Genomic DNA, 20,614 nt, shown 5'->3' with positions numbered 1-20,614 from the left:
CTAGCGTCGGGAACGGCCGGAGCAGCGGCGACGGCGCGCGAGAGGCGGGAGGCGGCATGGCCGGTGCACTTCGGCTCGGTGCGCGGTCGTTCGCGCCGGGTGAGCTGGTGGTGATGGCCATCGTCAACCGCACACCGGACTCGTTCTTCGACCGGGGCGCCACCTTCGCCGCGGACAGCGCGCTGCGGGCGGTCCAGCGGGCGGTCGACGAGGGCGCCGACATCATCGACATCGGCGGGGTCAAGGCCGGCCCGGGCACCGAGGTGGACGTGACCGAGGAGATCCGCCGCACGGTGGACACGATCGGCGCCGTCCGGGCCGCGTTCCCGGAGGTGGTGATCTCCATCGACACCTGGCGTGCCGAGGTGGCGGCCGAGGCCGTGGCGGCCGGCGCGGACCTGCTGAACGACACCTGGTCGGGCGTCGACCCGGCGCTCGCCCGGGTCGCGGCGCGCACGGGCGCCGGGCTGGTCTGCTCGCACGCCGGCGGCCTGGCCCCCCGGACCAGGCCGCACCGCGCCGCCTTCGACGACGTGGTCGCCGACGTGGTCGGGACGGTGACCGGGCTCGCCGAGCGCGCGGTGGCGGCGGGGGTACGCCCCGACGGGATCCTCATCGACCCGGCGCACGACTTCGGCAAGAACACCCGACACTCGTTGGAGATCACCCGTCGGCTGGGTGAGCTGACCGCGACCGGTTGGCCGGTGCTGGTGGCGCTCTCCAACAAGGACTTCGTCGGCGAGACGCTCGACCTACCGGTGGGCGAACGCCTGGAGGGCACGCTCGCCGCGACGGCGGTCTCCGCGTGGCTGGGCGCTCGGGTTTTCCGGGCCCACCAGGTCGGGCCCACCCGTCGGGTGCTGGACATGGTGGCCTCGATCCGCGGCGACCGGCCGCCCAGTTCCACCAGACGCGGCCTGGCCTGAGGCCAACCCCGTCCGACCCCCGTTGATCATGAAGTTATTGCCCTGCCGTGCGGCGTGTCGGGACAATAACTTCATGATCAACGCGACTGGGCGCTCAGGTCCAGCGCAGGATGTTCCTACGCCAGGCGTAGAGGATGCCGAGGGCCAGCACCGCCACGAAGATCGCCATCTCCACCACCGTGACCAGGCCGAAGCCGGGCCGGTCGAAGACCACCGCCCAGGGGAAGAGGAACACCGCCTCGACCGCGAACAGCACGTAGAGGTACGCGTAGACGTAGTAGCGGATCTGCATCTGCGCCCAGTCCGCGCCGACCGGATCGAGCCCGCACTCGTAGCTGGCCCGCTTGCCGAACGGGTCCGCCGGACGGGCGGGACGTAACACCCGGTTGGCCGAGAACGCCGTCACAAAGAACAGGACGCTCACGAGCAGCAAGAGCCCGAGCGTCGCGTACGAGCCCAGGTAACCGGTCACGTCCGGAGCCTACCGCCCGCCCCGGAAGGACCGTCCCCAACACGTTACGGATTTGTTTCCAGGTGGGACTAGTGCACCGAGGCAACTATTAACAATATTGGACTCCCCACCCCGCCACCGGAGGACAGATGGCCCGCGTGAAGGTTTCGCCCGATCGCTGGGCCGCAGGGCGGCATCCCACCCGCCTGTTGGCGACCGCGCTCGCACTCGGGCTGCTCGCGACGCTCGCCGTGGCACCGGCCCTCGCCGGCGCCACGGCACCGCGCACCCACCCGGTAGCCGCCGTGACGGAGTCGGCACCGGAACCCGATCCGGACCCGGAGACCACGCCGGCGCAGGAGCCCACCCCGACCGTGGAGCCGGGCGGTGACCCCGCACCGACCGACCCGCCCCCGCCGACCACCGCGCCGCCGCCGGAGACCACGCCGCCGGCCCCACCACCGACGACCGTGCCGCCGCCACCGGCCAGCACCGCTCCCGCCCCGGGCGGCTCCAGCCGACCGCCGACGCTCGGGCCGCCCGCGCCTGGGATCCCACCGGTCAACCCGCCCGCGCCGGGCGGAACGCAGGCGCCACCACCGAGTCCGCTCGGCGTCCAGGTGACCACCGAGGACGTCACCCTGTCGGAGGCGTACTGGAACGCGCCCAGCACGACCACCACGCTGCGGGTCACCGTGACGAACACCGGTACCGCCACGCAGCGGGTCCGGCTGTCCTACACGCTGCCGGCGGGTCTGACCGACGCCGGCACGAACGGCTGCGTCGCCGAGGGCGTCGGCGCGTACCGCTGCGGGGCGTGGACCACCGAGGCGGGCACCCGGTTCAGCAGCCTGATCCGGCTGCGGGTCGCCGGCGCGGCCTGGGAGCGGATGCCGCTCAGCGGCACCGTCCGGGTCCTCGCGGACGTGCCCGGGATGCCCGGCGAGGTGGCCGACGACCAGGGCTTCGCGGTGCTGTTCCCGCCCGGCCCGCCGGTGCCCGGGATCTCGCTGGCCGCCGACGAGGTCGCGTTCGACATCAGTGGCGCGCAGAGCACCCTGGCGGTACGGCTGGGCAACACCGGCACGGTGGACGCCGCCGGCCTGGTGGAGGTGGTCCTGCCGGCCGGGGTGAGCGTGCCCGCGCCACCGATGGGCTGCGTGGTCCTCGACGCGTCCCGTACCCGGTGTGACGCGGGTCCCTTGTCCGCCGGTGAGACCCGGGAGCTGCGGCTACCGGTGGAGGCGACGCCACAGGCCCAGCGGGAGGCGCCGCTGTCCGGGGCGGTGGTCGGTCAACTCGACCCCCGCAACGGCGCGACCCGGCGGTTGCAGATGAGTTTCCGGATCACCGCGGCGGCGGCGCTGGCCACGCCGGTCGTCTCGCCGCCCGCGCCGACCGGCTCGCAGGGCGTCCTCCCGGCGGGCGCCACCACGGACGACGGCATGACCTCGGTCCAGCGCACCGCGGTCGTCCTGATCGCGATCTCCGCGCTGCTGGTGATCCTGGCTCTCACGCTGGCCACCACCTCGTTGCGTCGCCGGTTCGGCGGCTCGACGGCCGAACCCACGGCCCCGCCCGCGGACTGACCGATCGACGACCCTGACCGCCACCGGCCCGGGTCGTCGCCGGTCGCCGTACGGTGATCTGAATTACGGCGGCCGGTGCGAAACCCCGCAATCCAGAGCATTTTCGGCGTTGAACCAGTCTCAGTCGGCGGACCTCCGGGCAGGGTCGGGGGTCCGTTCGACGTAGGCTCTGGGTGGGGAACGACAGCGCTTGCGAGCCCGCAGTCGCGAACGAAGGTGGCACAGTGACCAAGCAGATCCGTCAACTCGACCGGGTGGTCATCCGGTTCGCCGGTGACTCCGGCGACGGCATGCAGTTGACCGGCGACCGGTTCACCTCCGAGACGGCGCAGCTCGGCAACGACATCTCCACGCTGCCGAACTTCCCCGCCGAGATCCGCGCCCCCGCCGGCACGCTGCCGGGCGTGTCGAGCTTCCAGGTGCACTTCGCCGATTACGACATCCTCACCCCGGGTGACGCGCCGAACGTGCTGGTGGCGATGAACCCGGCGGCGCTCAAGGCCAACCTGGCCGACCTGCCGCGCGGCGCGGACATCATTGTCAACACCGACGAGTTCACCAAGCGCAACCTGGCCAAGGTGGGCTACCAGACCAGCCCGCTGGACGACGACTCGCTGGCCGGCTACGTCGTGCACCCGGTGGCCCTGACCTCGATGACGGTCGGCGCTCTGGCCGAGCACCAGGTGTCCAAGAAGGACGCCGAGCGGTCCAAGAACATGTTCGCCCTCGGCCTGCTCTCCTGGATGTACTCCCGGCCGTACGAGTCGACCCTGCGCTTCCTGGAGCGTAAGTTCGCGGCCCGCCCGGAGTTGGTCGCCGCGAACGTCGCCGCCTTCAAGGCCGGCTGGAACTTCGGCGAGACCACCGAGGACTTCGCGGTCCGCTACGAGGTCAAGCCGGCGAAGATGCAGCCCGGCACCTACCGCAACATCACCGGCAACGCGGCGCTGTCGCTGGGGCTGGTCGCCGCCGGGGTCCGCTCGGGGCTGCCGGTCTTCCTCGGCGCGTACCCGATCACGCCGGCCTCGGACATCCTGCACGAGCTGAGCAAGCACAAGCGCTTCGGCGTACTGACCATGCAGGCCGAGGACGAGATCGCGGCGGTCGGCGCGGCGCTGGGCGCGTCGTACGGCGGTTCGCTCGGCGTGACCACCACCAGCGGCCCGGGTGTCGCGCTGAAGAGCGAGACGATCTCGCTCGCGGTGGCGCTGGAGCTGCCGCTGGTGATCGTCGACGTGCAGCGGGCCGGCCCGTCGACCGGCATGCCGACCAAGACCGAGCAGGCCGACCTGAACATGGCGCTGTACGGACGGCACGGCGAGGCACCGGTCGCGGTGATCGCGCCCCGGTCGCCGTCGGACTGCTTCTTCGCAGCGCTGGAGGCGGCCCGGATCGCGCTGACCTACCGCACGCCGGTGATCCTGCTGTCGGACAACTACGTGGCGAACGGTTCCGAGCCGTGGCTGTTGCCCGACGTGGAGTCGCTGCCCGACCTGCGCGTCGACTTCGCCACCGCGCCGAACGGCGAGGACGGCACCACCTTCCTGCCGTACCTGCGCGATCCGGAGACCCTGGCCCGCCCGTGGGCCATCCCCGGCACCCCCGGGTTGGAGCACCGGATCGGCGGTCTGGAGAAGGCCGACAAGACCGGTGACATCTCGTACGATCCGGCGAACCACGACTTCATGGTCCGTACCCGAGCCGCTCGGATCGAGACGATCCCGGTGCCGGACATCGAGGTGGAGGACCCGGACGGCGACGCCCGGGTGCTGGTGCTCGGCTGGGGCTCGACGTACGGACCGATCGGCGCCGCCTGCCGTGGCGTCCGCCAGCGCGGCCTGTCCATCGCCCAGGCGCACCTGCGGCACCTGGCCCCGATGCCGGCGAACCTCGGCGAGGTGCTCCGCTCCTACGACAGGGTGGTCATCCCGGAGATGAACCTGGGCCAGCTCGCCCATGTCATCCGGGCCCGCTACCTGGTCGACGCGATCAGCTACAACCAGGTCCGCGGCCTGCCGTTCACGGCCGCCGAGCTGGAGACGACGCTGGAAGAGGTCCTGAAGAATGTCTGAGCCCGTCGCCCTCAAGCTCACCGCCAAGGACTTCAAGTCCGACCAGGAGGTGCGCTGGTGCCCCGGCTGCGGTGACTACGCCATCCTGGCGGCCATCCAGCAGTTCATGCCGGAGCTGAACATCCCCCGCGAGCGGACCGTGTTCGTCTCCGGGATCGGCTGCTCGTCGCGCTTCCCGTACTACATGAACACGTACGGGATGCACTCGATCCACGGTCGGGCTCCGGCGATCGCGACCGGCCTGTCGGTGTCCCGGCCGGACCTGTCGGTCTGGGTGGTCACCGGCGACGGCGACGCGCTCTCCATCGGTGGCAACCACCTGATCCACGCGCTGCGCCGCAACGTCAACCTCAAGATCCTGCTGTTCAACAACCGGATCTACGGGTTGACCAAGGGGCAGTACTCGCCCACGTCCGAGGTCGGCAAGATCACCAAGTCGACGCCGGCCGGTTCGGCAGACGCGCCGTTCAACCCGCTCTCGCTCGCCCTGGGCGCGGAGGCCAGCTTCGTCGGCCGCACCATCGACTCGGACCGCAAGCACCTCCAGTCGGTGCTGCGGGCCGCCGCCGAGCACCAGGGCTCGGCGTTCGTGGAGATCTACCAGAACTGCAACATCTTCAACGACGGGGCGTTCGAGCAGCTCAAGGACCCGTCCACCCGGGACGACTACCTGATCCGCCTGGAGCACGGCCAGCCGATCACCTTCGGGGCGGACGGTCGGTTCTGCGTGGTGCACCCGCCGGGCGCGTTCGGCCTGGAGGTCCGGGAGACCAATTCCGTACGCCCCGAGGAGATCGTCGTGCACGACGCGACGGTGACCGACCCGGCGTACGCGTTCGCGCTGTCCCGGCTGCCCGGTCTGGACCTGCGCAACACGCCGATCGGGGTGTTCCGTTCCGTCGAGCGGCCGTCCTACGACAGCGTGGTGCAGGAGCAGTTGACCACGGCGAAGGCGAAGGTCACCGAGACGCCCGAGCAGCAGCTCGCCGGCCTGCTGGGCAGTGGCGACACCTGGACGATCATCTGACCCGTACGACCTGAAACGAGAGCGGCCGTCCCGATCCGGGGCGGCCGCTCTCGTTGTCTCAGGTGCCGTCTCAGCGCTGCGCCGAGGCCGGCGTCCACAGGTTGTCGATCTCCTTCTCGGCCGCCGTGCGGCTGGCCTCGTGCAGCGGGATCAGCTCGGCCATCGCCGGCACCGTGGGTGCCAGGGTCAGTTCCGTGCTGATGAAGCGCGGCTCCAGGCCGGTCATCGACAGACCGTGCGGGAGCCACTGCTCCGCATGGTCCCAGCCGTGCCGTGGGGTGCCCTCGCCGTAGCCGCCGCCCCGGGTGGCCACCACCACGAACTCACGGCCGCTGAGCAGGCCTTCCTGCGTGTCCGGGTCGTACGTGAGGCCGGCGACGATCAGGTGGTCGACCCAGGACTTGACGCTGCTCGGCGCACCGTAGTTGTAGAGCGGCAGCCCGAGCAGGACCACGTCGGCCTGCTTCACCTCGTCGACGAGGGCCAGGCTGAGCTCCCACGACGCGCGCTGGGCGGGGGTGTGCTGGTCCGGCGGCGTCATTCGCGCGAGCCCGCCGTCGGAGTCCAGGTGCGGCAGCGGCTCGGCGCCCAGATCGCGGTAGGTCACGGTGCCGTCGGGGTGCGCGGCACGCCAGGCCGCGGCGGCCCGGGCGGTGAGTTGCCGGCTGACCGACCAGTCACCCCGGATGCTCGAATCGATATGCAGCAGGTTCATGATTCCTCCTCCAAGGATCGTCTGTGTAGCGCCAACTATTTATAGCAGGCAGATGTTCCGCCGCGCCGGTAGACTGGGTCACATGTCCGCCCTGCCGCTGGATCCCTCGGAGCACCGCTCGGGCGCCCTGCTGGACCACCTGGCGCGGCGGATGCGCCTGCGGGCGGAGTCGGTGCTCGCGCCACTGGGGCTACGACCGCGACACCTGGTCGCGCTCACCGTGCTGCGCGCGGGTGGCGGCATCAGCCAGCAGGCGCTCGCGAGCACCCTCGAGATGGACAGCACCAACGTGGTGGGGCTGCTCAACGACCTGGAGGCGAAGGACCTCGTCGAGCGGCGGCGCTCACCCCAGGACCGTCGACGGCACGTCGTCGAACTGACCGAAAACGGGGCAAAAAGCCTCAACGAGGCCGAATGCGCCCTCGCGGGCGCCGAGGACGAGGTGTTGGGGGCGCTCGAACCGGCCGAGCGGGAGACGCTCTACAACCTGCTCCGGCGGGCGGCCACCACGACACCGATCACCTGCACCGAGGCCCTCAGCGAGGTGGACGCGGACGCCTGCTGACGCGCGGGGGTCAGACCGTGGCCGTGGACTGCGGCCGGTCGTCGCGGACGTGCACCAGCATGTCGCCGGTCTCGATCACCGCGCCGGCCTTGTCGGCGAGGGTGACCACCTTGCCCCGCCGGACCAGGGCGATCACCAGGGAGTCCAGCTCGCGCGGTGAACGACCCACCTCGTCCCGCTCCGCCGAGCGCATCGCCAACGCCATCCCCTGCCCCGGGGTGAGCAGATCCTCCACCACGTCGATCAGCGGCGGCGCCGAGGTCGAGAGACCGAGCAGCCGCCCGGCGGTAGCCGAGGAGACGATCACGTGGTGCGCGCCGCTCTGCTTGAGCAGCGGGGCGTTCTCCGCCTCGCGGGCCGCCGCGATGATCCGGACCTGCCCGGCGGTGAGCTGCCGAACGGTCAACGCCACCAGCACCGAGGCGTCGTCGCTGTCGGTGGCGATGATCACGGCCTTCGCGTTCTTGACGTGCGCCTCGTTCAACACCGACGACCGGGTCGCCGAGCCCTCGATCGCCACCAGACCCGCAGACGTGGCCTGCCGCAGGGCGACGCCGCTGCGCTCCACCACCACGATCCGCGACCGGTCCAGACCGTTCTCCAGCAGCGCGTTGACCGCGCTGCGCCCCTTGGTGCCGTACCCGCAGATGATGACGTGGTCCTTCACGATTCTCCTCCACCGGGACAGGCGACGGCCGGTCCGGTACTGCTCGGTCAGGACTTCCAGGGTGGTGCCGACCAGGATGATCAGGAAGAGCACCCGGGCCGGGGTGACGAACAGGACGTTGACCAGCCGGGCCGACGGCGCTGCCGGGGTGATGTCCCCGTAGCCGGTGGTGGAGAGCGAGACCACCGCGTAGTAGAAGCAGTCGAGCAGGGTGAGGCCGTCCTCGTTGACGTCGCGGTAGCCGTCCCGGTCCAGGTAGACCGCCGCCACCACGGCGAAGACCAGCCCCAGGGCCGCCGCGAGCCGCAGGCTCAGCGCGCTCAGCGGACCCCGGCGCTGCGCGGGAAAATGGATCACCGTCGAACCTGCTCCCCCGCCGTCGCCTGCACGCCCACAACATAGCGGGTACGCCGCGGTTCGCACGTCCGGGTCGCTCGGGGACAACCGGTCACGGTCGCGTACGGGTCGGCCCCGCCGGCCGGGGACAGGCATGATGAGGGTGTTCCCGACGACGACCGCGAAAGTGAGGCCGGCATGTCGTTGCTGCGACGAGTCATCGGCGGAGTGTTGCGCCGACTACGCCAGAGCCAGGGCCGCACGCTGCGCGACGTCGCCGCCGCCGCCGGGGTCTCCGTGCCCTACCTGTCCGAGGTCGAGCGAGGGCGCAAGGAGGCCTCGTCGGAGGTCCTGGCAGCCATCTGCCGCGCGCTCGGCATCCAACTCTCCGACCTGCTCGAAGCGGCCCGCGACGATCTGCGCCGGGTCGAGCGGCGCATCCCCGCCGCGCCCCGCGCCGCCCTGGCCCGGCTGGAACGGGCGCCCTCGGCCCGCACCGGGACCGGCCCCGCGCTCCGGATCGGCTTCCACCCCGGCGGGGCGACCCCACCCGCGGCCGTCACCCCGGCTCCCGTCCGGCAGACGGCCGGGCCGGTGCTGCGGCTGGGCGGGCCGATCCTGCACGTCGGCGGTCCAGCCACGCCCTTCGGGTCGACCGTTCCAGGATCGGGGCTGCGGGTTCGGCTGATCGCCTCCGCACCGGCCGGGCGCCCCGGTCCGCGTACCTCCAAGATGCTGGCCTGCCGCCGGGCCCGAGCGGGCCGGCGGCGGCTGACCCGGGTGTAGGCCGGCCGGGTTTCTGCCCTGGGCCGATCTGCCGCCGGCAGAATCCCTGGGCCGCGACCGGCGCCGCGCGCACGCTGGAAGGGCCGGTCCACCGGGCGGTCCCGCCGCCCGCCGGCACGGCGGAAGGTGGCGACCGATGATCGGGTACGACGGCGTGCGGATGCTGGACGGCGGCCAGCCGACCTTCGGCGACCAGGTGTTCGAACGGCTGCTGCGGGAGCGGATCGTCTTCCTCGGCACCGAGGTGACCGACGAGTCGGCCAACCAGATCTGCGCGCAGATCCTGCTGCTCGCGGCCGAGGACACCGACCGGGACATCTACCTCTACATCAACTCGCCGGGCGGCTCGGTGAGTGCGGGGATGGCGGTCTACGACACGATGCGCTACGTCCGCAACGACGTCGCCACGTTGGCGCTCGGCTTCGCCGGCTCGATGGGGCAGTTCCTGCTCTGCGCCGGTGCCGCCGGCAAGCGGTACGCGCTGCCGCACTCGCGGATCATGATGCACCAGCCATCCGGCGGGATGGGCGGCACCGCCGCTGACATCACCATCCAGGCGGAGAACATGCTGCACGTCAAGCGGACGATGCAGGAGCTGATCGCCCAGCACAGTGGACGCACGCTCGACGAGATCCAGCGCGACTGGGACCGGGACCGTTGGTTCACCGCCGAGCAGGCCCGGGAGTACGGCCTCGTCGACCGCGTGCTCACCAACGCCGAGCAACTGCCGGCGGACTGACCCAGCGTCACGGCCGGGCCCCCGGGAGTGGACCTTGTTGGTTAGGGTCGCGTCTATGCGTCGACTGATTCCTGTCCTTTCGATTGCCCTCGCCGCCGCCCTGGTGGGCGGCTGCGGCACCACGTCCGGCGACAGCGGAGGGTCGTCCGGCCCGGCCGCAGCCCCCACCACGCCCAAACTCGAACCGGCCGCCGCCGTACGGCAGGCCATGGACCGCAGCCTCGCCGGCACGGTCACCATGGACGCCTCGGTCAAGGCCGGCGGCCAGTCGATCAGCCTCAGCGGCAAGGTCGACCCCGCCGCCAAGGCGATCCACGTCACCGGCACCGCCCCGGAGCCGATCGAGGCCCGGCTGATCGGCGACGCCGCCTACATCAAGTCGGACTCGCTCGACGGCGACAAGCCCTGGATGAAGATCGACCTCAAGAAGCTGCGGCCGACCAGCTCGCTGCGCCAGTCGTTCGACCTGAAGTCACAAACCGGCCTCATCGGCGGCATCGTGACCGCCCAGGAGGTCAGCCCCGGCCGCTACAGCGGCACCGCCGACCTGAACAAGGCCGCCGAGGCCGCCAGCAGCGACGGCGGCATGCGCGAGGGCCTCGAGTCGACCGCCAAGCTGGCGAAGGACCCCAAGGCCATCCCCTTCGAGGCGACCGTCGACGCCGACGGCCGACTCACCGCCCTGTCCTACACGGTCGCCACGAAGAGCCTCGGTGACCTCGTCACCGACATGAAGATGAGTGGCTTCGGCGAGAAGGTCACCGTGACCGCCCCGCCGGCCGCCGACACCGAGGCCGCCTCCGCCGAGATGTACAAGTTCCTCTGACCCTGCGATGACGCGGTGCCCTCCGGGGACGACCCGGAGGGCGCCCACCCCGCTCGATGCCTCGCGGCGCTGTTCCGTTCGCAGGGAGGGCTCATGTTCGCGATCTACGTGACCGTCACCATCATCGCCTCGGTGTTCACCGCCATCGCCGCGGTCACCTACCTGATCGGTCACGACTATCCCAAGGCCCAGGCGGACATGAAGCGGGTGCCGCACTCCTGGCTGCCCGTGCTGGGCACGCTGCTGGCCGCCGGTTCGATGGGGCTGCTGGCCGGCTTCGCCGTACCGCTGCTGGGCACGCTCGCGGCGGCGGGACTGGTGCTGTACTTCGTCGGGGCGCTGATCGCGCACCTGCGCGTGGGGTCACGCAAACTCGTGGGATGGGCGGTCTTCTTCGTCACCGTGCTGGCCGCGCTGGCGGTCAACCTGGCCTACCACTGGTGACCGTCGAGCCGCCCTCCCGGTACGATCGCGAGCCTGTTCGCCCTGCTGGGAGCCCATGAGGGTCGCCCCGGCGGGTCCCCTGCTGGAAGTAGGTCCCGTCAATGGCATGCCGTATCGGTGAGCTCGTGCTCAAGTGCCGCGACCTCGAGGTGCTGGCGCGGTTCTGGTGCGAGGTCCTCGACTTCGTGGAGCTCGACCGCGAAGAGGGGGTCTACGTCGAGGTAGGCCCACGCGAAGGGTTCGGCGGCCCACAGCCGACGATCTTCCTCATCCGCGACGACGCGCCGAAGAACGGCCCTGTCCGGCTGCACATCGACGTCAACCCGACCGACCGCGACCAGGCCGCCGAACTCGAGCGCCTGCTGGCCGCCGGGGCGCGGCAGGTCGACATCGGCCAGCCCGCGGACGCGTCCTGGCACGTCCTCGCCGATCCGGAAGGCAACGAGTTCTGCCTGCTCCGGCGTCGCCTCGACCCCCTCTGACGGCCGCCCGCCCAGCGCCTCGCGACCGGCGACAATGACCGGGCTGGGATCGCCGACCATTCGCGGGTTCTTCGAGGTCAAGGGTCGACAGCTTTCCCATCTGGACTTCGGTGGACCGGGCACCCCACTCCTGGCCCTGCACGCGCACTACAACGAGGCGTCGGCATTCGCACCACTGGCCGAGGCACTGGCGCCGGAGTGGCGGGTGATCGCGCTCGATCAGCGCGGCCACGGAGCATCGGACCGTACCGGAAGCTATGAGCGTGACGACTACGTCGCCGATGTCGCCGCGTTCCACCAGCGCCTGGAGGTCGGCCCGGTGGCGGTGCTGGGCCATTAACTTGGCGGCGTGAACGATCCCACTACGAGCGGTGGCTACCCCTGCCTCTATCCGTCCGCCTGGTTTCGCCAGTAGGCGAGGTTGGCCCGGGTCGACAATGTGTTCGGGTGCTCGGCCCCCGACACCCGCTCCTGCACCGGCAGCAGCTCCCCGAACAGGTCCCGCGCCGCCACCGCATCCCCCGCCATCCCCGTCCAGTACGCGAGGTTGGCCCGGGTCGCCAATGTGTCCGGGTGCTCCGCCCCCAACACCCGCTCCCGCACCGGCAGCAGCTCCCCGAACAGGTCCCGCGCCGCCACCGCATCCCCCGCCTTGCCCGTCCAATAGGCGAGATTGTCCCTAATGGACAGGGCGTCTGGGTGCTCCACACCCGACACCCGATCCTGAACCGGCAGCAGCTGCGCGAACACGTCGCGCGCCGCTACCACATCCCCCGCCTTGCCCGTCCAATAGGCGAGGTTGGCTCGGGCGGACAACGTGTCCGGGTGATCTGCCCCCGACACCCGCTGGCGCACCGGCAGCAGCTGCGCGTACAGGTCCCGCGCCGCCACCGCATCCCCCGCCTTGCCCGTCCAATAGGCGAGGTTGGCTCGGGCGGTCAACGTGTCCGGGTGCTCTGCCCCCGACACCCGATCCTGAACCGGCAGCAGCTGCGCGTACAGGTCCCGCGCCGCCACCGCATCCCCCGCCTCTCCCGTCCAATAGCCCAGGTTGGCTCGGGTGGACAAGGTATCCGGATGCTCCACACCCGACACCCGCTGGCGCACCGGCAGCAGCTGCGCGTACAGGTCCCGCGCCGCCACCGCATCCCCCGCATCCCCTGTCCAGGACGCGAGCTCGTGTCGAGCAGACAGTGTCTCCGGGTGTTCCGGTCCGAGTTGGGTGGTGTGCGCTTCAGCGAGGATGCTCCATACCGCCACCGCGGTGGGGTAGTCACCAGCATGACCGAACGACCTCGCGAGTCGCCAGATCGGGACACCGATCGGGTCAAGCAGTGCCAAGGCGTGCGGCAGCAGTAGGGCGCAGATCGGCCATGCTTCCCGCCTGCTGGTGTCGGCGGGTATTGCTGCTTCGACCAGCGCGGTAGCTGCTGTCTGCCATCCCTGGCGATGGTCGGGGTCGATCTGTTCGAGGGTGATGTGCTGCACGAGGCGGTGCACGGTGACCACCTCGGCGGGGGGCCCGATGAGGCTGTGTCGCCGAAGCCCAGCGACAGCGTCATCGAGGGCGAACTGGTCGCTTCGCAACCGATCTGTCGCGTGCGCAATCTCCGGGTGCACCTCAGGAGGTAGTGGTGTTCCGGTGGCCAGTAGTAGTCGATGGGGGATGTCCTCCGGCGCCAGATGCGACAACAATCGCAACAGGGTGATCGAGTCGGGGCTGGTGTCGGCCAACTCGGCCAGGGCGACGGACCACGTCGCGGTGACCGGGGCCTGGTGGCTGGTCGGAGCGGCCCGGCGCAGGAGCTGCATTCGGTTGGTGCGCAACAGGGTCAGATACTCGGCCAGGCTGCGTCCGGTGGTCTGCACGTAGGCGCCGGCTTGCGCCAACGCCAACGGCAACGAGCCCAACTCGGTGGCGATCTTCCGGGCGGCCTCCTCGTCGTATTCACCGGCGCAGCTGAGGAGGAACCCGGCGGCGGCCTCGACGGACAGCGGTCCGATCGGCACGGTCTGCTCGGCCGGCCAGTGTCCATCCTGAGTGGTGACCAGGACATGCCCGCTGCCCCGTGGCGGAAGCCATCGCCGGGCCATGGCGTAATCGCGGACATTGTCCAGCACCAGCAGCCACGGTCGGTCGCGGGCCGCCAACGCCGCGTGCATCCGCGCCACGGGGTCTGAATGGTCCAACAGGTCCGCGGGGTCCAGCAGCTGGGTCAGGTCGTGGAACTGCTGCACCAGGGCCGTCGAGTCCTCGGCGTGGAACATCCACACCACCTCGTAGCGGTCGAGATGACGATGCGCGAACTCCACCGCCGCTGTCGTCTTTCCCACCCCGCCCAGGGCGGACAGCGCCACCACCACCGGCTGCGGCCCGACTGTCAGCCGGTCGGCGATCTGGTTCAGCAGTTCCTCGCGGCCGGCTATCCGTGCCGGGCGGGGATCCAGCCGTACCGGATGTCCCGCGACCCGCCGCTGCTGGTAGAACACTCCGCCGACCGCAATCCCACCCTCGGTGGCTACCACCGCAGAATGAGCGCCCACCGACACCGGCTGTCGGGGCCCGGGGAGAAGCCCGGGGACAGTCAGGCCCGATCCGTCCCCGGCAGCGAAGGGCCCGGCGGATTCACCGAACCATGAATCGTGCCGGCCGCAACACCACCATGGCTGGCCTCGATCGTCATGTCCCGTCCAGCCGCTACCCCATGTCCGGACGCCGACGCGGAACCTGTCGATGCGTCAACATCGGCGACCAGCTCCCGAAGCCCGGCTGCCAGGCTCGGATCAGCGCGCAACAGGTCCCGAAGCCGTACCGTCCACGCCGCCGTCACCTCCTGCCGCGTCTCCACCGCCGCCCCTGCCGCCAACAGCACGGCGTCTTCATCCAACGTCTCCAACGCCACCCGCTCGGAACGCGTGTCACCACGTCCCAACAGCTGCGCGATCCGCCCCCGGATGGACTGCCACGCGTCCGTCGCCATCGCGCTGACAACCGACGTCGCCGCGCTCGCGGCCAACGCCACCAACTCCGCTTCCAACCGGTCCTCCTCGTGGATCGTCGGCCACCGGACCATAAGCGCACTTCCCACCCGCCCCGGTCCGATGTCGGCAACCCGACGCCCCGGCTGTGCAGCAGTAGCGAACCACTCAGACCAGCATCACACTGTGCGCCGATTCGCTGACGCTCCGCATCCTCGCTCCTCTTGAGCGGGCACTGTCGGCTTGGGATTTCTCGATCCATGCCCTGGCAGCCGCCCTGCCTGCACGCCCCACCTGGAGGCTGCGGCGGGTGTAGCTGACGGGCGCCGTTGACCGCCGTGTCGGGCACGGTGGTCAGCGACAACGGCGACTTCCGATGGCGTATTGCTGAACACTCGCGCTAATCGAACAGCATGCATATTGCCAGTTCAGATGGCATTTCGGCTGTGTATTGAGGTGCCCCCGGCAGGATTCGAACCTGCGACACACGGTTTAGGAAACCGATGCTCTATCCCCTGAGCTACGGGGGCGCGAGCGCCTAGTCTAGCGACCTGGGGTTCACCTGGGGTGGCAGGGCGTGGCCCACGTTCACCCACGTTCCCCGGACCGCCGTTCGCCCAGCCCAGGACCACATCCGGAGCACACGAACCCCGGTTTGCGACCGGCGGTCGGCGGCGGTGACCCGCGTTGGCACCGGTTCACCCGGGTTGACATCCGCTGGAGAGCACACATCGCGCACGTCAATGAGGATCATGATGTGCACTCCGAGCTACGGGTTCGGCAGGGTTGTGCGCCAGGCGGCGGTGAGTGCTGCCACGTCGGGGTATCGGTCGGCAGGTGTCGTGGCGGTGGCGTTAACGGCTACTTGCATCTGGTGGTGGGAGCCGCGCCAGCCGGTTGGGGAGTCGAGGAGGTGGTGGATGGTGCGGCCGAGGGTGTAGACGGTGGTGCGCTGGTCGATGACGGCGCCGCGGACGAATTCTTCGGGAGCCATGTAGCGGCGGGATCCGGGGAGACGGTCTGTGCCGAGGGTGAACGGCCCGGGCCGGTACTCGTCGAGGTCGATCAGGCGGAGTCGGCGGGCGTGGAAGTCGTAGAGGAAGCAGCCGTCGTAGAGGTCGACCGCGACATATCCGGCGGCGGTTACGGCCAGGTGTGCGTCGAGGATGGTGTTGATGGCTGTTTCAACGTCGGGCAGGGGAAGTTGCTGAAACCGGTGCAGTGCGCTGCGGTCCGAACCGTGGACGGCGGCGTGGTTAAGCACGCTGCCGTCATGCCATGGGTAGACCAGCGTCGGCCCGTCGAGGACCTGCTCGGGGCATACGATCGCCGGGTGCTGGACCGCGGCGTGGAACTGGGCGGCTCGCAGCAAGGAACGGCGACTGGGCGCGGTGGTGGCTGTCTTGACGAACCAGCGGCGCCCGGACGCCTCGACGCCGTAGGAGAGGCACCCGGAGTCCTGGGCGTCGAAGATCGCGAACGCAGAGTCCAGGGATAGTTCCACGCAGAGAGAGTAAGGCAGGTAGGCGTACGCCCTTCAGGGATGGAGAATCCTGTCGTCGTCTTCGTCGTTCCAGCCGTCGGTGTTGTGCTTTCGAAGGCTGCCCGCGACGCGCGTCAGCATCAGCACGTCGCCGTTGAGAGTCAGGGCCGCATCCTCGGCCGTGCCGGCGAGGATCCTGGCCACCGTCGCCAGCATCTGGGGTTTACCCCTGTCGACCAGGGTGTCCTTGCGCATGTAGAAGCTGACTTCGACGTAGGCCTCCAGCTCCCACTCCCACAGAGCACCACCGTCGTCCTCGGCGCTGCAGTAGCCGCGCCGGCCGCCGGTGATGTCCACGACGTACCCGTGCTCGTCGTTCAGGTCGCCGCTGAGCATCCTGCCGCCGGACGCCGTGGACGTTTCGACCGCTCCGGGAGCAGCAAGCTGCGCCACCTGCTCGAGTGGGATATCGCCCGCCAGCGTCAACCGGTACTCGACAGCCATCCGCGTCCCTTCGTTAGCCTCGCCGGATGATCTAAGGATCGCACCGTCGCGCGTTACCGCCGCCAGTTCCTTCAGCCCTGTCGCGGGCCAGTCATGGATCTACTTGTGCAGGGCGGCGAGGTTTCCTCGCCAGGCGTGGAGGTTCAAATTCACGCGTTGGGTCTGCTCGGCGTCGACTTTTCTAGATACCGCGCTCCAGATTGCCCGGCCCGGCACGGGAGGAGTGGGGCGCGTAGCAGTCGAAGACATACCCCTGGCGACGGCAGAGGACGACCGGCGGCTCGATCCGCCGGTCGCAGAAAGGAAGACTCAGCGTAGGCGGTCACGGGTCCGCCTGCGTCGCAGCGTGCCGACTAGGACATCGGCCGACGCCGTCGGGTCCTCGGGCGAGCTGGCCACGGCCTCATCCGCCAGTCTGGAGGCGGCACAACACCGTTCCGCGTACACCCCGAATTCTCAGGGCCCGCTGCCTCCGTCGCTGCCCACCGCCAAGTCCGGCAGGAACAGCCGACGGGTGGTGTCCGCCGTGGACCGGCCTACCGCACAATCATCTCCCGAACGCCGTAAAAGTCCCACCACGATTGTCGGTGTTCGCGTAGCTCTCCCGCGACTCGCGTCAGCAGGAGCCAGTTGCCATTGAGCAGGAGCGCGGCATCCTCTTGCCGGCTGGCGAGAACACGGCCGACGGCCGACACCATGGTGGGGAGCACCTCGTCGGGTGGGTCGTTCTTTCGCAGGTCAAAGACGATGTTGGTGTACGTGTCGGGTTCCCATTCCCATCGGGCGCCGCGGTCGACTTCGGCGTCGAAGTAGCCGTTGCTGCCTGCGTAGATGGTGACCGTGTAGCCGAGTTCCCCCCGGAGGTCGGCGCTGAGCAGCCGGGGGTAGCCGGGCTGTGTCGACTCCTCGACGCCGTGTGGGGCGACGAGGGGGGCGAGGTCCTCTAGCGGGATGTCGCCGGCCAGGGTTAGTCGGTACTCAATGCCCACGTGCTGCCTGCTTTCTCAGTCTCGTCGGACGATCTGAATGATCGCACCGCTTCGGGTTACCGCGGCCAGTTCCTTGAGCTGTGGGATCGGCCAGTCGTCGAACTGCTTCTGCAGGGCGGTGATGTCACCGCGCCAGTCCTGCAGGTTCAACACCACCCGCTGGGTCTGCTGCCTCGCCACCTTCTGCGACACTTCCGTCCATACCCCGCGTACCGCTTTGCCGGGGGTGGGCGCGTAGCAGTCGAAGACGTGGCCCTCGATGAGGTAGTCGGGTTCCTTGTCGGGCTTGCCCACGTCGCCGGTGCTCTGGCGTGCATCGGCGATCTCCCGCCGTGTCGGGTTTTGGTGTACGCGGTAGCCGTCGTGGGCGAGGGTGTCGGCGCATTCGTTCTCCAACTCCAGTGAGCGCCGTACCGCTTCGTCCTCGCGCGGTGGGATCCTGGTTCGTGGTCCGGTTGGTGAGCCGCCGGGAACGCCTGTGGGTGGCCTGCTCCAACGGGTGAAGGCCGATCCGGGGAGATCGGCGGCTTCCTTGGCGGGAGTGGTTGCGGCCGTACTGCCATCAGGGTCGAAGGAAGGGCTGGCCGGCGAGCGACCGCCAGCCCTCGTCAGTTTCCCGCTGATCCCAGCTGTCGTGCTTCGGCGGCTGCCGCGTCGACGAACTGCCGGGCGGTGCCGGTACGTTGCACGATGAGCACTATGACCTGCTTGACGCCGTCCAAGGCCTGCAACAGGGGTCCCGGCTGCCCGCCGAGGAGGACGGCCGTGACGAGTTGTTGCGCCGCGCCGGCCTGACTGATCACTGCGGTCGCCGCGTCGCGGGCGCCGTCCACCGCGCTGCGCACCGGCGCGAGCCCGGACATTGTCTCCTGCGGCGTGCCCTGGCGGGGAACCGCCGCGGTGGCCTGCGCCGCCTCCCCGATCGAGGCGGAGAGGCGGCCCAGACCAACCTGGATCTCATTGATCGCGCTATGGACCCGGGCCATGCCGGCAGCCACCGCGGCGAAGCCGGCGCCCGCGGCACGAACCCCGACCTCCTGCGCCTGAGTGCCGGCTGCGGCGGTGAGGCCGCGAGCTCTGTCGACGCCGGCTGTCAGGGCACGCAGCTCGGCGTCAACCTTCTCGATGTTCGACAAGTGGAGCGGTCTCCAATCGGCGATGATGTTGTTGGATCACTTACCCGTAGTGCAATCGCGTCGGTGGTCAGCCCAACGTGGTCGCCCCCGGTGCAGCTTGACCCGGTTGGCGATGCTGCCGACATAGTGGCCGAGGTGCAGTTTTCCGGTGGAACCGTCATCGGTGAGCATCCACGGGGCGGTCACGACGATGGGGCCACTCCGGTCGGTCAGCTGGCGGGCCAGGGTGCGGTAGAGGGTGCAGATGCCGCTGCGGCTCACTACGTAGAGGTCCCGGTGGACCAGGGCTACTTGGGCCATGCTGGCCTCGCGGCGGCGATCCGTTGTAGGCGAGTGCTGGCCGAGATCCAGGCGGCCTCGATGATCGGCAGACACCGCGTCCGGGTCGGGTCGTCCTCGGGCAGTTCGTGGTGCAGGCGCAGCTCGCGGGTCAGGACCACAGCGAGGTTGAGCGCGAATGCGGCCTCGATGCCCGTCTCACTCACGATCGCCTCGATACGCTCGCGGATCACTGGCGTGCTTGCGCCGGCCTGGGTGTGGAGCATCGCAAGGTCGAAGCCCGGAAGGAACAGCCCGGTGAACTCCCAATCGACCAACACCGCCGTGGTCTCGGCCTCGTCACCGCTGTCGGAACGGCCGGCAGTGAGAAGGATGTTGCTGGCCAGGGGATCGCCGTGATTGAGCTGTGCCGGCGCGCCGCAGCGGGTCAGCAGCCTGTCCAGAGCCTCTCGCTGTCCCTCACTGAGGTATCCCTTGGCCTGGTACCGAGCCACCCGTTGCGAGTAGTCGAAGGTGGGCGAGAACCGGGCGGCGGGGTAGGTCCACTCATTCAACGCGGCGATGCCGTCCAGGACGGCATCCACCTCCCGGGTATCGAGCTCACGCTGGGGGTAGCGTTCGACCGCGAGGGGCGATGCGTCGACCCATTCCAGGACCAGCAGCCGGTCACGGTCGGTGTGGAGCAGCCGAGGAACACGGACCGGCGGGGTGGTGTCACCAAAGACCTCGTACACGTTCAACTCGTGTCGCCACCTGGCCGCCCAGAACGGATCCGGGTCAATCAGGTATTTCACCGCTGCCGGTTCGCCGCGGAATGAGCCTCGTGCCAGCAGAGTCTTGTTCGTGCGCCGTAGCACCGCGTCGATGCTCAGCCCGATCGCGGCTGCTGAGCCAGGCAGATCAGGCGGCGTGCGCGACATCGGCAGTCTCCTTGATCGAGTCGATGACCCGCTGACGAAGGCCGGTCTCGGAGCGCTCCCCGTGCCAGACCGCGGCGATCTCTGCGCCCCAGCGTTGAAAGTACTGGTCGCCGAGCGCATGACCGGCCGGCAGGCGCCCCAACGAGTGCCAATACATGACGGCGATATACAGCCGAAAGTGCAGCGCCTTGGGCGTGCGGGCGGGCCAGCCACACCACATCTGTTCGGTAAGGGCTGAAGGCGTCGGGTCGAGGAAGACAACGTCGAGGTCCCGAACCAGCGAAGGGTCGAATCCGCAGCCGTAGCGCTCGCTCCAGACCAGGTCCCGCATGGTGCCCGCGCCGATCCAGGCGCCCAGCAGTCCGAAGTGCAGGACGATGCCAGCGCGCGCACCAGCCACGGGCCGTGCTCAACGAGATCCCCGCACTTCGTTCTCCCGAATCCTCTCCCCCGGGACGCTGTTGATGGCCCGCTACCTGACCGACCCCGCCACCGAGACCGAGATCCAAGCTCTGGCCGCCGAAACCGGCCTCCCCACCGTCGACCAAGCCGCCACCCTCGCCCGCCGGCTCCGCTTGCACCAACCCGCACCGCCAGGCGCCGCGTCACCTGCGCCCGCTCCCCGTCGGAGCGGGCGCAGGCTCCTTCACGGATCGCCGGCCGAGTGAGCAGCCATCGCAGGCGGCGACTCCTGCCCGC

Annotated in this window: 23 protein-coding genes and 1 tRNA gene; 11 read left to right on the top strand and 13 right to left on the bottom strand. The window is 69.9% G+C overall.

What is annotated here, in order from left to right:
* Positions 1-56 precede the first annotated feature (56 nt).
* Complete coding sequence (gene folP, locus ACN263_RS02135) at positions 57-926, top strand: dihydropteroate synthase (protein WP_422738149.1); 870 nt, start codon at positions 57-59, stop codon at positions 924-926.
* Positions 927-1,020: 94 nt separating this feature from the next.
* On the opposite strand, the gene ndhC is transcribed toward folP, so the two are convergent.
* Positions 1,021-1,398 carry an NADH-quinone oxidoreductase subunit A gene (gene ndhC, locus ACN263_RS02130; protein ID WP_421474373.1) on the bottom strand — a complete coding sequence of 126 codons (378 nt, stop codon included), beginning with the start codon at positions 1,396-1,398 and terminating at the stop codon, positions 1,021-1,023.
* A gap of 128 nt (positions 1,399-1,526) precedes the next feature.
* Between ndhC and ACN263_RS02125 the strand changes: the two genes are divergently transcribed.
* From ACN263_RS02125 to ACN263_RS02115, 3 genes are all read left to right on the top strand, one after another.
* Positions 1,527-2,966 carry a hypothetical protein gene (locus ACN263_RS02125; protein WP_422738148.1) on the top strand — a complete coding sequence of 480 codons (1,440 nt, stop codon included), beginning with the start codon at positions 1,527-1,529 and terminating at the stop codon, positions 2,964-2,966.
* Positions 2,967-3,190: 224 nt separating this feature from the next.
* Positions 3,191-5,038: a 2-oxoacid:acceptor oxidoreductase subunit alpha gene (locus ACN263_RS02120; RefSeq protein ID WP_422738147.1), complete on the top strand. Its 1,848-nt coding sequence runs from the start codon at positions 3,191-3,193 to the stop codon at positions 5,036-5,038.
* Positions 5,031-6,065, top strand: a complete 1,035-nt coding sequence (locus tag ACN263_RS02115) for a 2-oxoacid:ferredoxin oxidoreductase subunit beta (RefSeq protein ID WP_422738146.1) — start codon at positions 5,031-5,033, stop codon at positions 6,063-6,065. Before ACN263_RS02120 ends, ACN263_RS02115 begins: the two co-directional genes overlap by 8 nt.
* 70 nt (positions 6,066-6,135) lie before the next feature.
* Here ACN263_RS02115 and ACN263_RS02110 read toward each other — a convergent pair whose 3' ends face one another.
* Positions 6,136-6,780 carry an FMN-dependent NADH-azoreductase gene (locus ACN263_RS02110; protein WP_422738145.1) on the bottom strand — a complete coding sequence of 215 codons (645 nt, stop codon included), beginning with the start codon at positions 6,778-6,780 and terminating at the stop codon, positions 6,136-6,138.
* A gap of 82 nt (positions 6,781-6,862) precedes the next feature.
* Here ACN263_RS02110 and ACN263_RS02105 point away from each other — a divergent pair, with 82 nt between their 5' ends.
* Positions 6,863-7,345, top strand: coding sequence for a MarR family winged helix-turn-helix transcriptional regulator (locus tag ACN263_RS02105; protein ID WP_422738144.1), 483 nt, complete (start codon positions 6,863-6,865; stop codon positions 7,343-7,345).
* 10 nt (positions 7,346-7,355) lie between these two features.
* Here ACN263_RS02105 and ACN263_RS02100 read toward each other — a convergent pair whose 3' ends face one another.
* Positions 7,356-8,369: a potassium channel family protein gene (locus ACN263_RS02100; RefSeq protein ID WP_422738143.1), complete on the bottom strand. Its 1,014-nt coding sequence runs from the start codon at positions 8,367-8,369 to the stop codon at positions 7,356-7,358.
* Between the two features lie 177 nt (positions 8,370-8,546).
* Between ACN263_RS02100 and ACN263_RS02095 the strand changes: the two genes are divergently transcribed.
* From ACN263_RS02095 to ACN263_RS02070, 6 genes are all read left to right on the top strand, one after another.
* Positions 8,547-9,134, top strand: coding sequence for a helix-turn-helix domain-containing protein (locus ACN263_RS02095; RefSeq protein ID WP_422738142.1), 588 nt, complete (start codon positions 8,547-8,549; stop codon positions 9,132-9,134).
* A gap of 136 nt (positions 9,135-9,270) precedes the next feature.
* A complete protein-coding gene (locus ACN263_RS02090; RefSeq protein WP_422738141.1) occupies positions 9,271-9,873 on the top strand; it encodes a ClpP family protease in 603 nt (200 codons plus the stop codon).
* 55 nt (positions 9,874-9,928) lie between these two features.
* The gene (locus ACN263_RS02085) at positions 9,929-10,699 is read left to right on the top strand and encodes a hypothetical protein (RefSeq protein ID WP_422738140.1); all 771 of its coding nucleotides are present in this window, start codon (positions 9,929-9,931) and stop codon (positions 10,697-10,699) included.
* 93 nt (positions 10,700-10,792) lie between these two features.
* Complete coding sequence (locus ACN263_RS02080; RefSeq protein ID WP_422738139.1) at positions 10,793-11,143, top strand: DoxX family protein; 351 nt, start codon at positions 10,793-10,795, stop codon at positions 11,141-11,143.
* A gap of 101 nt (positions 11,144-11,244) precedes the next feature.
* Positions 11,245-11,625 (top strand): VOC family protein, encoded by a 381-nt coding sequence (locus tag ACN263_RS02075; protein WP_422738138.1) that lies wholly within the window; start codon positions 11,245-11,247, stop codon positions 11,623-11,625.
* 34 nt (positions 11,626-11,659) lie between these two features.
* Positions 11,660-11,965, top strand: a complete 306-nt coding sequence (locus tag ACN263_RS02070; RefSeq protein ID WP_422738137.1) for an alpha/beta fold hydrolase — start codon at positions 11,660-11,662, stop codon at positions 11,963-11,965.
* 47 nt (positions 11,966-12,012) lie between these two features.
* Here the strand turns inward: ACN263_RS02070 and ACN263_RS02065 are convergent, their stop codons facing one another.
* From ACN263_RS02065 to ACN263_RS02020, 10 genes are all read right to left on the bottom strand, one after another.
* Entirely contained in the window at positions 12,013-14,115 is a 2,103-nt protein-coding gene (locus ACN263_RS02065; protein WP_422738136.1) for a tetratricopeptide repeat protein, read from the bottom strand.
* Between the two features lie 95 nt (positions 14,116-14,210).
* On the bottom strand, positions 14,211-14,663 hold the full coding sequence (locus ACN263_RS02060; protein ID WP_422738135.1) for a hypothetical protein: 453 nt from the start codon (positions 14,661-14,663) through the stop codon (positions 14,211-14,213).
* A gap of 398 nt (positions 14,664-15,061) precedes the next feature.
* Positions 15,062-15,134 (bottom strand) — tRNA-Arg (locus ACN263_RS02055).
* A gap of 239 nt (positions 15,135-15,373) precedes the next feature.
* Complete coding sequence (locus ACN263_RS02050; protein ID WP_422738134.1) at positions 15,374-16,108, bottom strand: serine/threonine protein kinase; 735 nt, start codon at positions 16,106-16,108, stop codon at positions 15,374-15,376.
* Between the two features lie 33 nt (positions 16,109-16,141).
* Complete coding sequence (locus ACN263_RS02045; protein ID WP_422738133.1) at positions 16,142-16,591, bottom strand: SitI3 family protein; 450 nt, start codon at positions 16,589-16,591, stop codon at positions 16,142-16,144.
* A 536-nt stretch (positions 16,592-17,127) separates the two neighbouring features.
* Positions 17,128-17,580 carry a SitI3 family protein gene (locus ACN263_RS02040; RefSeq protein WP_422738132.1) on the bottom strand — a complete coding sequence of 151 codons (453 nt, stop codon included), beginning with the start codon at positions 17,578-17,580 and terminating at the stop codon, positions 17,128-17,130.
* A 15-nt stretch (positions 17,581-17,595) separates the two neighbouring features.
* On the bottom strand, positions 17,596-17,982 hold the full coding sequence (locus tag ACN263_RS02035; RefSeq protein ID WP_422740568.1) for a hypothetical protein: 387 nt from the start codon (positions 17,980-17,982) through the stop codon (positions 17,596-17,598).
* A 206-nt stretch (positions 17,983-18,188) separates the two neighbouring features.
* Complete coding sequence (locus ACN263_RS02030) at positions 18,189-18,716, bottom strand: DUF6244 family protein (protein WP_422738131.1); 528 nt, start codon at positions 18,714-18,716, stop codon at positions 18,189-18,191.
* 287 nt (positions 18,717-19,003) lie between these two features.
* Complete coding sequence (locus tag ACN263_RS02025) at positions 19,004-19,915, bottom strand: phosphotransferase family protein (RefSeq protein WP_422738130.1); 912 nt, start codon at positions 19,913-19,915, stop codon at positions 19,004-19,006.
* Positions 19,896-20,315 (bottom strand): hypothetical protein, encoded by a 420-nt coding sequence (locus tag ACN263_RS02020; RefSeq protein ID WP_422738129.1) that lies wholly within the window; start codon positions 20,313-20,315, stop codon positions 19,896-19,898. Before ACN263_RS02020 ends, ACN263_RS02025 begins: the two co-directional genes overlap by 20 nt.
* Between the last annotated feature and the right edge of the window lie 299 nt (positions 20,316-20,614).

The organism is Micromonospora sp. WMMD729 (assembly GCF_049315225.1).
Taxonomy (GTDB): Bacteria; Actinomycetota; Actinomycetes; order Mycobacteriales; family Micromonosporaceae; genus Micromonospora.
Note: the sequence above shows the minus strand (reverse complement) of the source record. Positions and strands in the feature narration are given on the sequence as shown.

Coding starts and splice junctions, on each gene's coding strand:
- folP (WP_422738149.1), top strand. CDS start 57: ATGGCCGGTGCACTTCGGCTCGGTGCGCGGTCGTTCGCGCCGGGTGAG.
- ACN263_RS02045 (WP_422738133.1), bottom strand. CDS start 16,591: ATGGCTGTCGAGTACCGGTTGACGCTGGCGGGCGATATCCCACTCGAG.
- ACN263_RS02070 (WP_422738137.1), top strand. CDS start 11,660: ATGACCGGGCTGGGATCGCCGACCATTCGCGGGTTCTTCGAGGTCAAG.
- ACN263_RS02110 (WP_422738145.1), bottom strand. CDS start 6,780: ATGAACCTGCTGCATATCGATTCGAGCATCCGGGGTGACTGGTCGGTC.
- ACN263_RS02125 (WP_422738148.1), top strand. CDS start 1,527: ATGGCCCGCGTGAAGGTTTCGCCCGATCGCTGGGCCGCAGGGCGGCAT.
- ACN263_RS02080 (WP_422738139.1), top strand. CDS start 10,793: ATGTTCGCGATCTACGTGACCGTCACCATCATCGCCTCGGTGTTCACC.
- ACN263_RS02115 (WP_422738146.1), top strand. CDS start 5,031: ATGTCTGAGCCCGTCGCCCTCAAGCTCACCGCCAAGGACTTCAAGTCC.
- ACN263_RS02095 (WP_422738142.1), top strand. CDS start 8,547: ATGTCGTTGCTGCGACGAGTCATCGGCGGAGTGTTGCGCCGACTACGC.
- ACN263_RS02105 (WP_422738144.1), top strand. CDS start 6,863: ATGTCCGCCCTGCCGCTGGATCCCTCGGAGCACCGCTCGGGCGCCCTG.
- ACN263_RS02075 (WP_422738138.1), top strand. CDS start 11,245: ATGGCATGCCGTATCGGTGAGCTCGTGCTCAAGTGCCGCGACCTCGAG.
- ACN263_RS02085 (WP_422738140.1), top strand. CDS start 9,929: ATGCGTCGACTGATTCCTGTCCTTTCGATTGCCCTCGCCGCCGCCCTG.
- ACN263_RS02025 (WP_422738130.1), bottom strand. CDS start 19,915: ATGTCGCGCACGCCGCCTGATCTGCCTGGCTCAGCAGCCGCGATCGGG.
- ACN263_RS02090 (WP_422738141.1), top strand. CDS start 9,271: ATGATCGGGTACGACGGCGTGCGGATGCTGGACGGCGGCCAGCCGACC.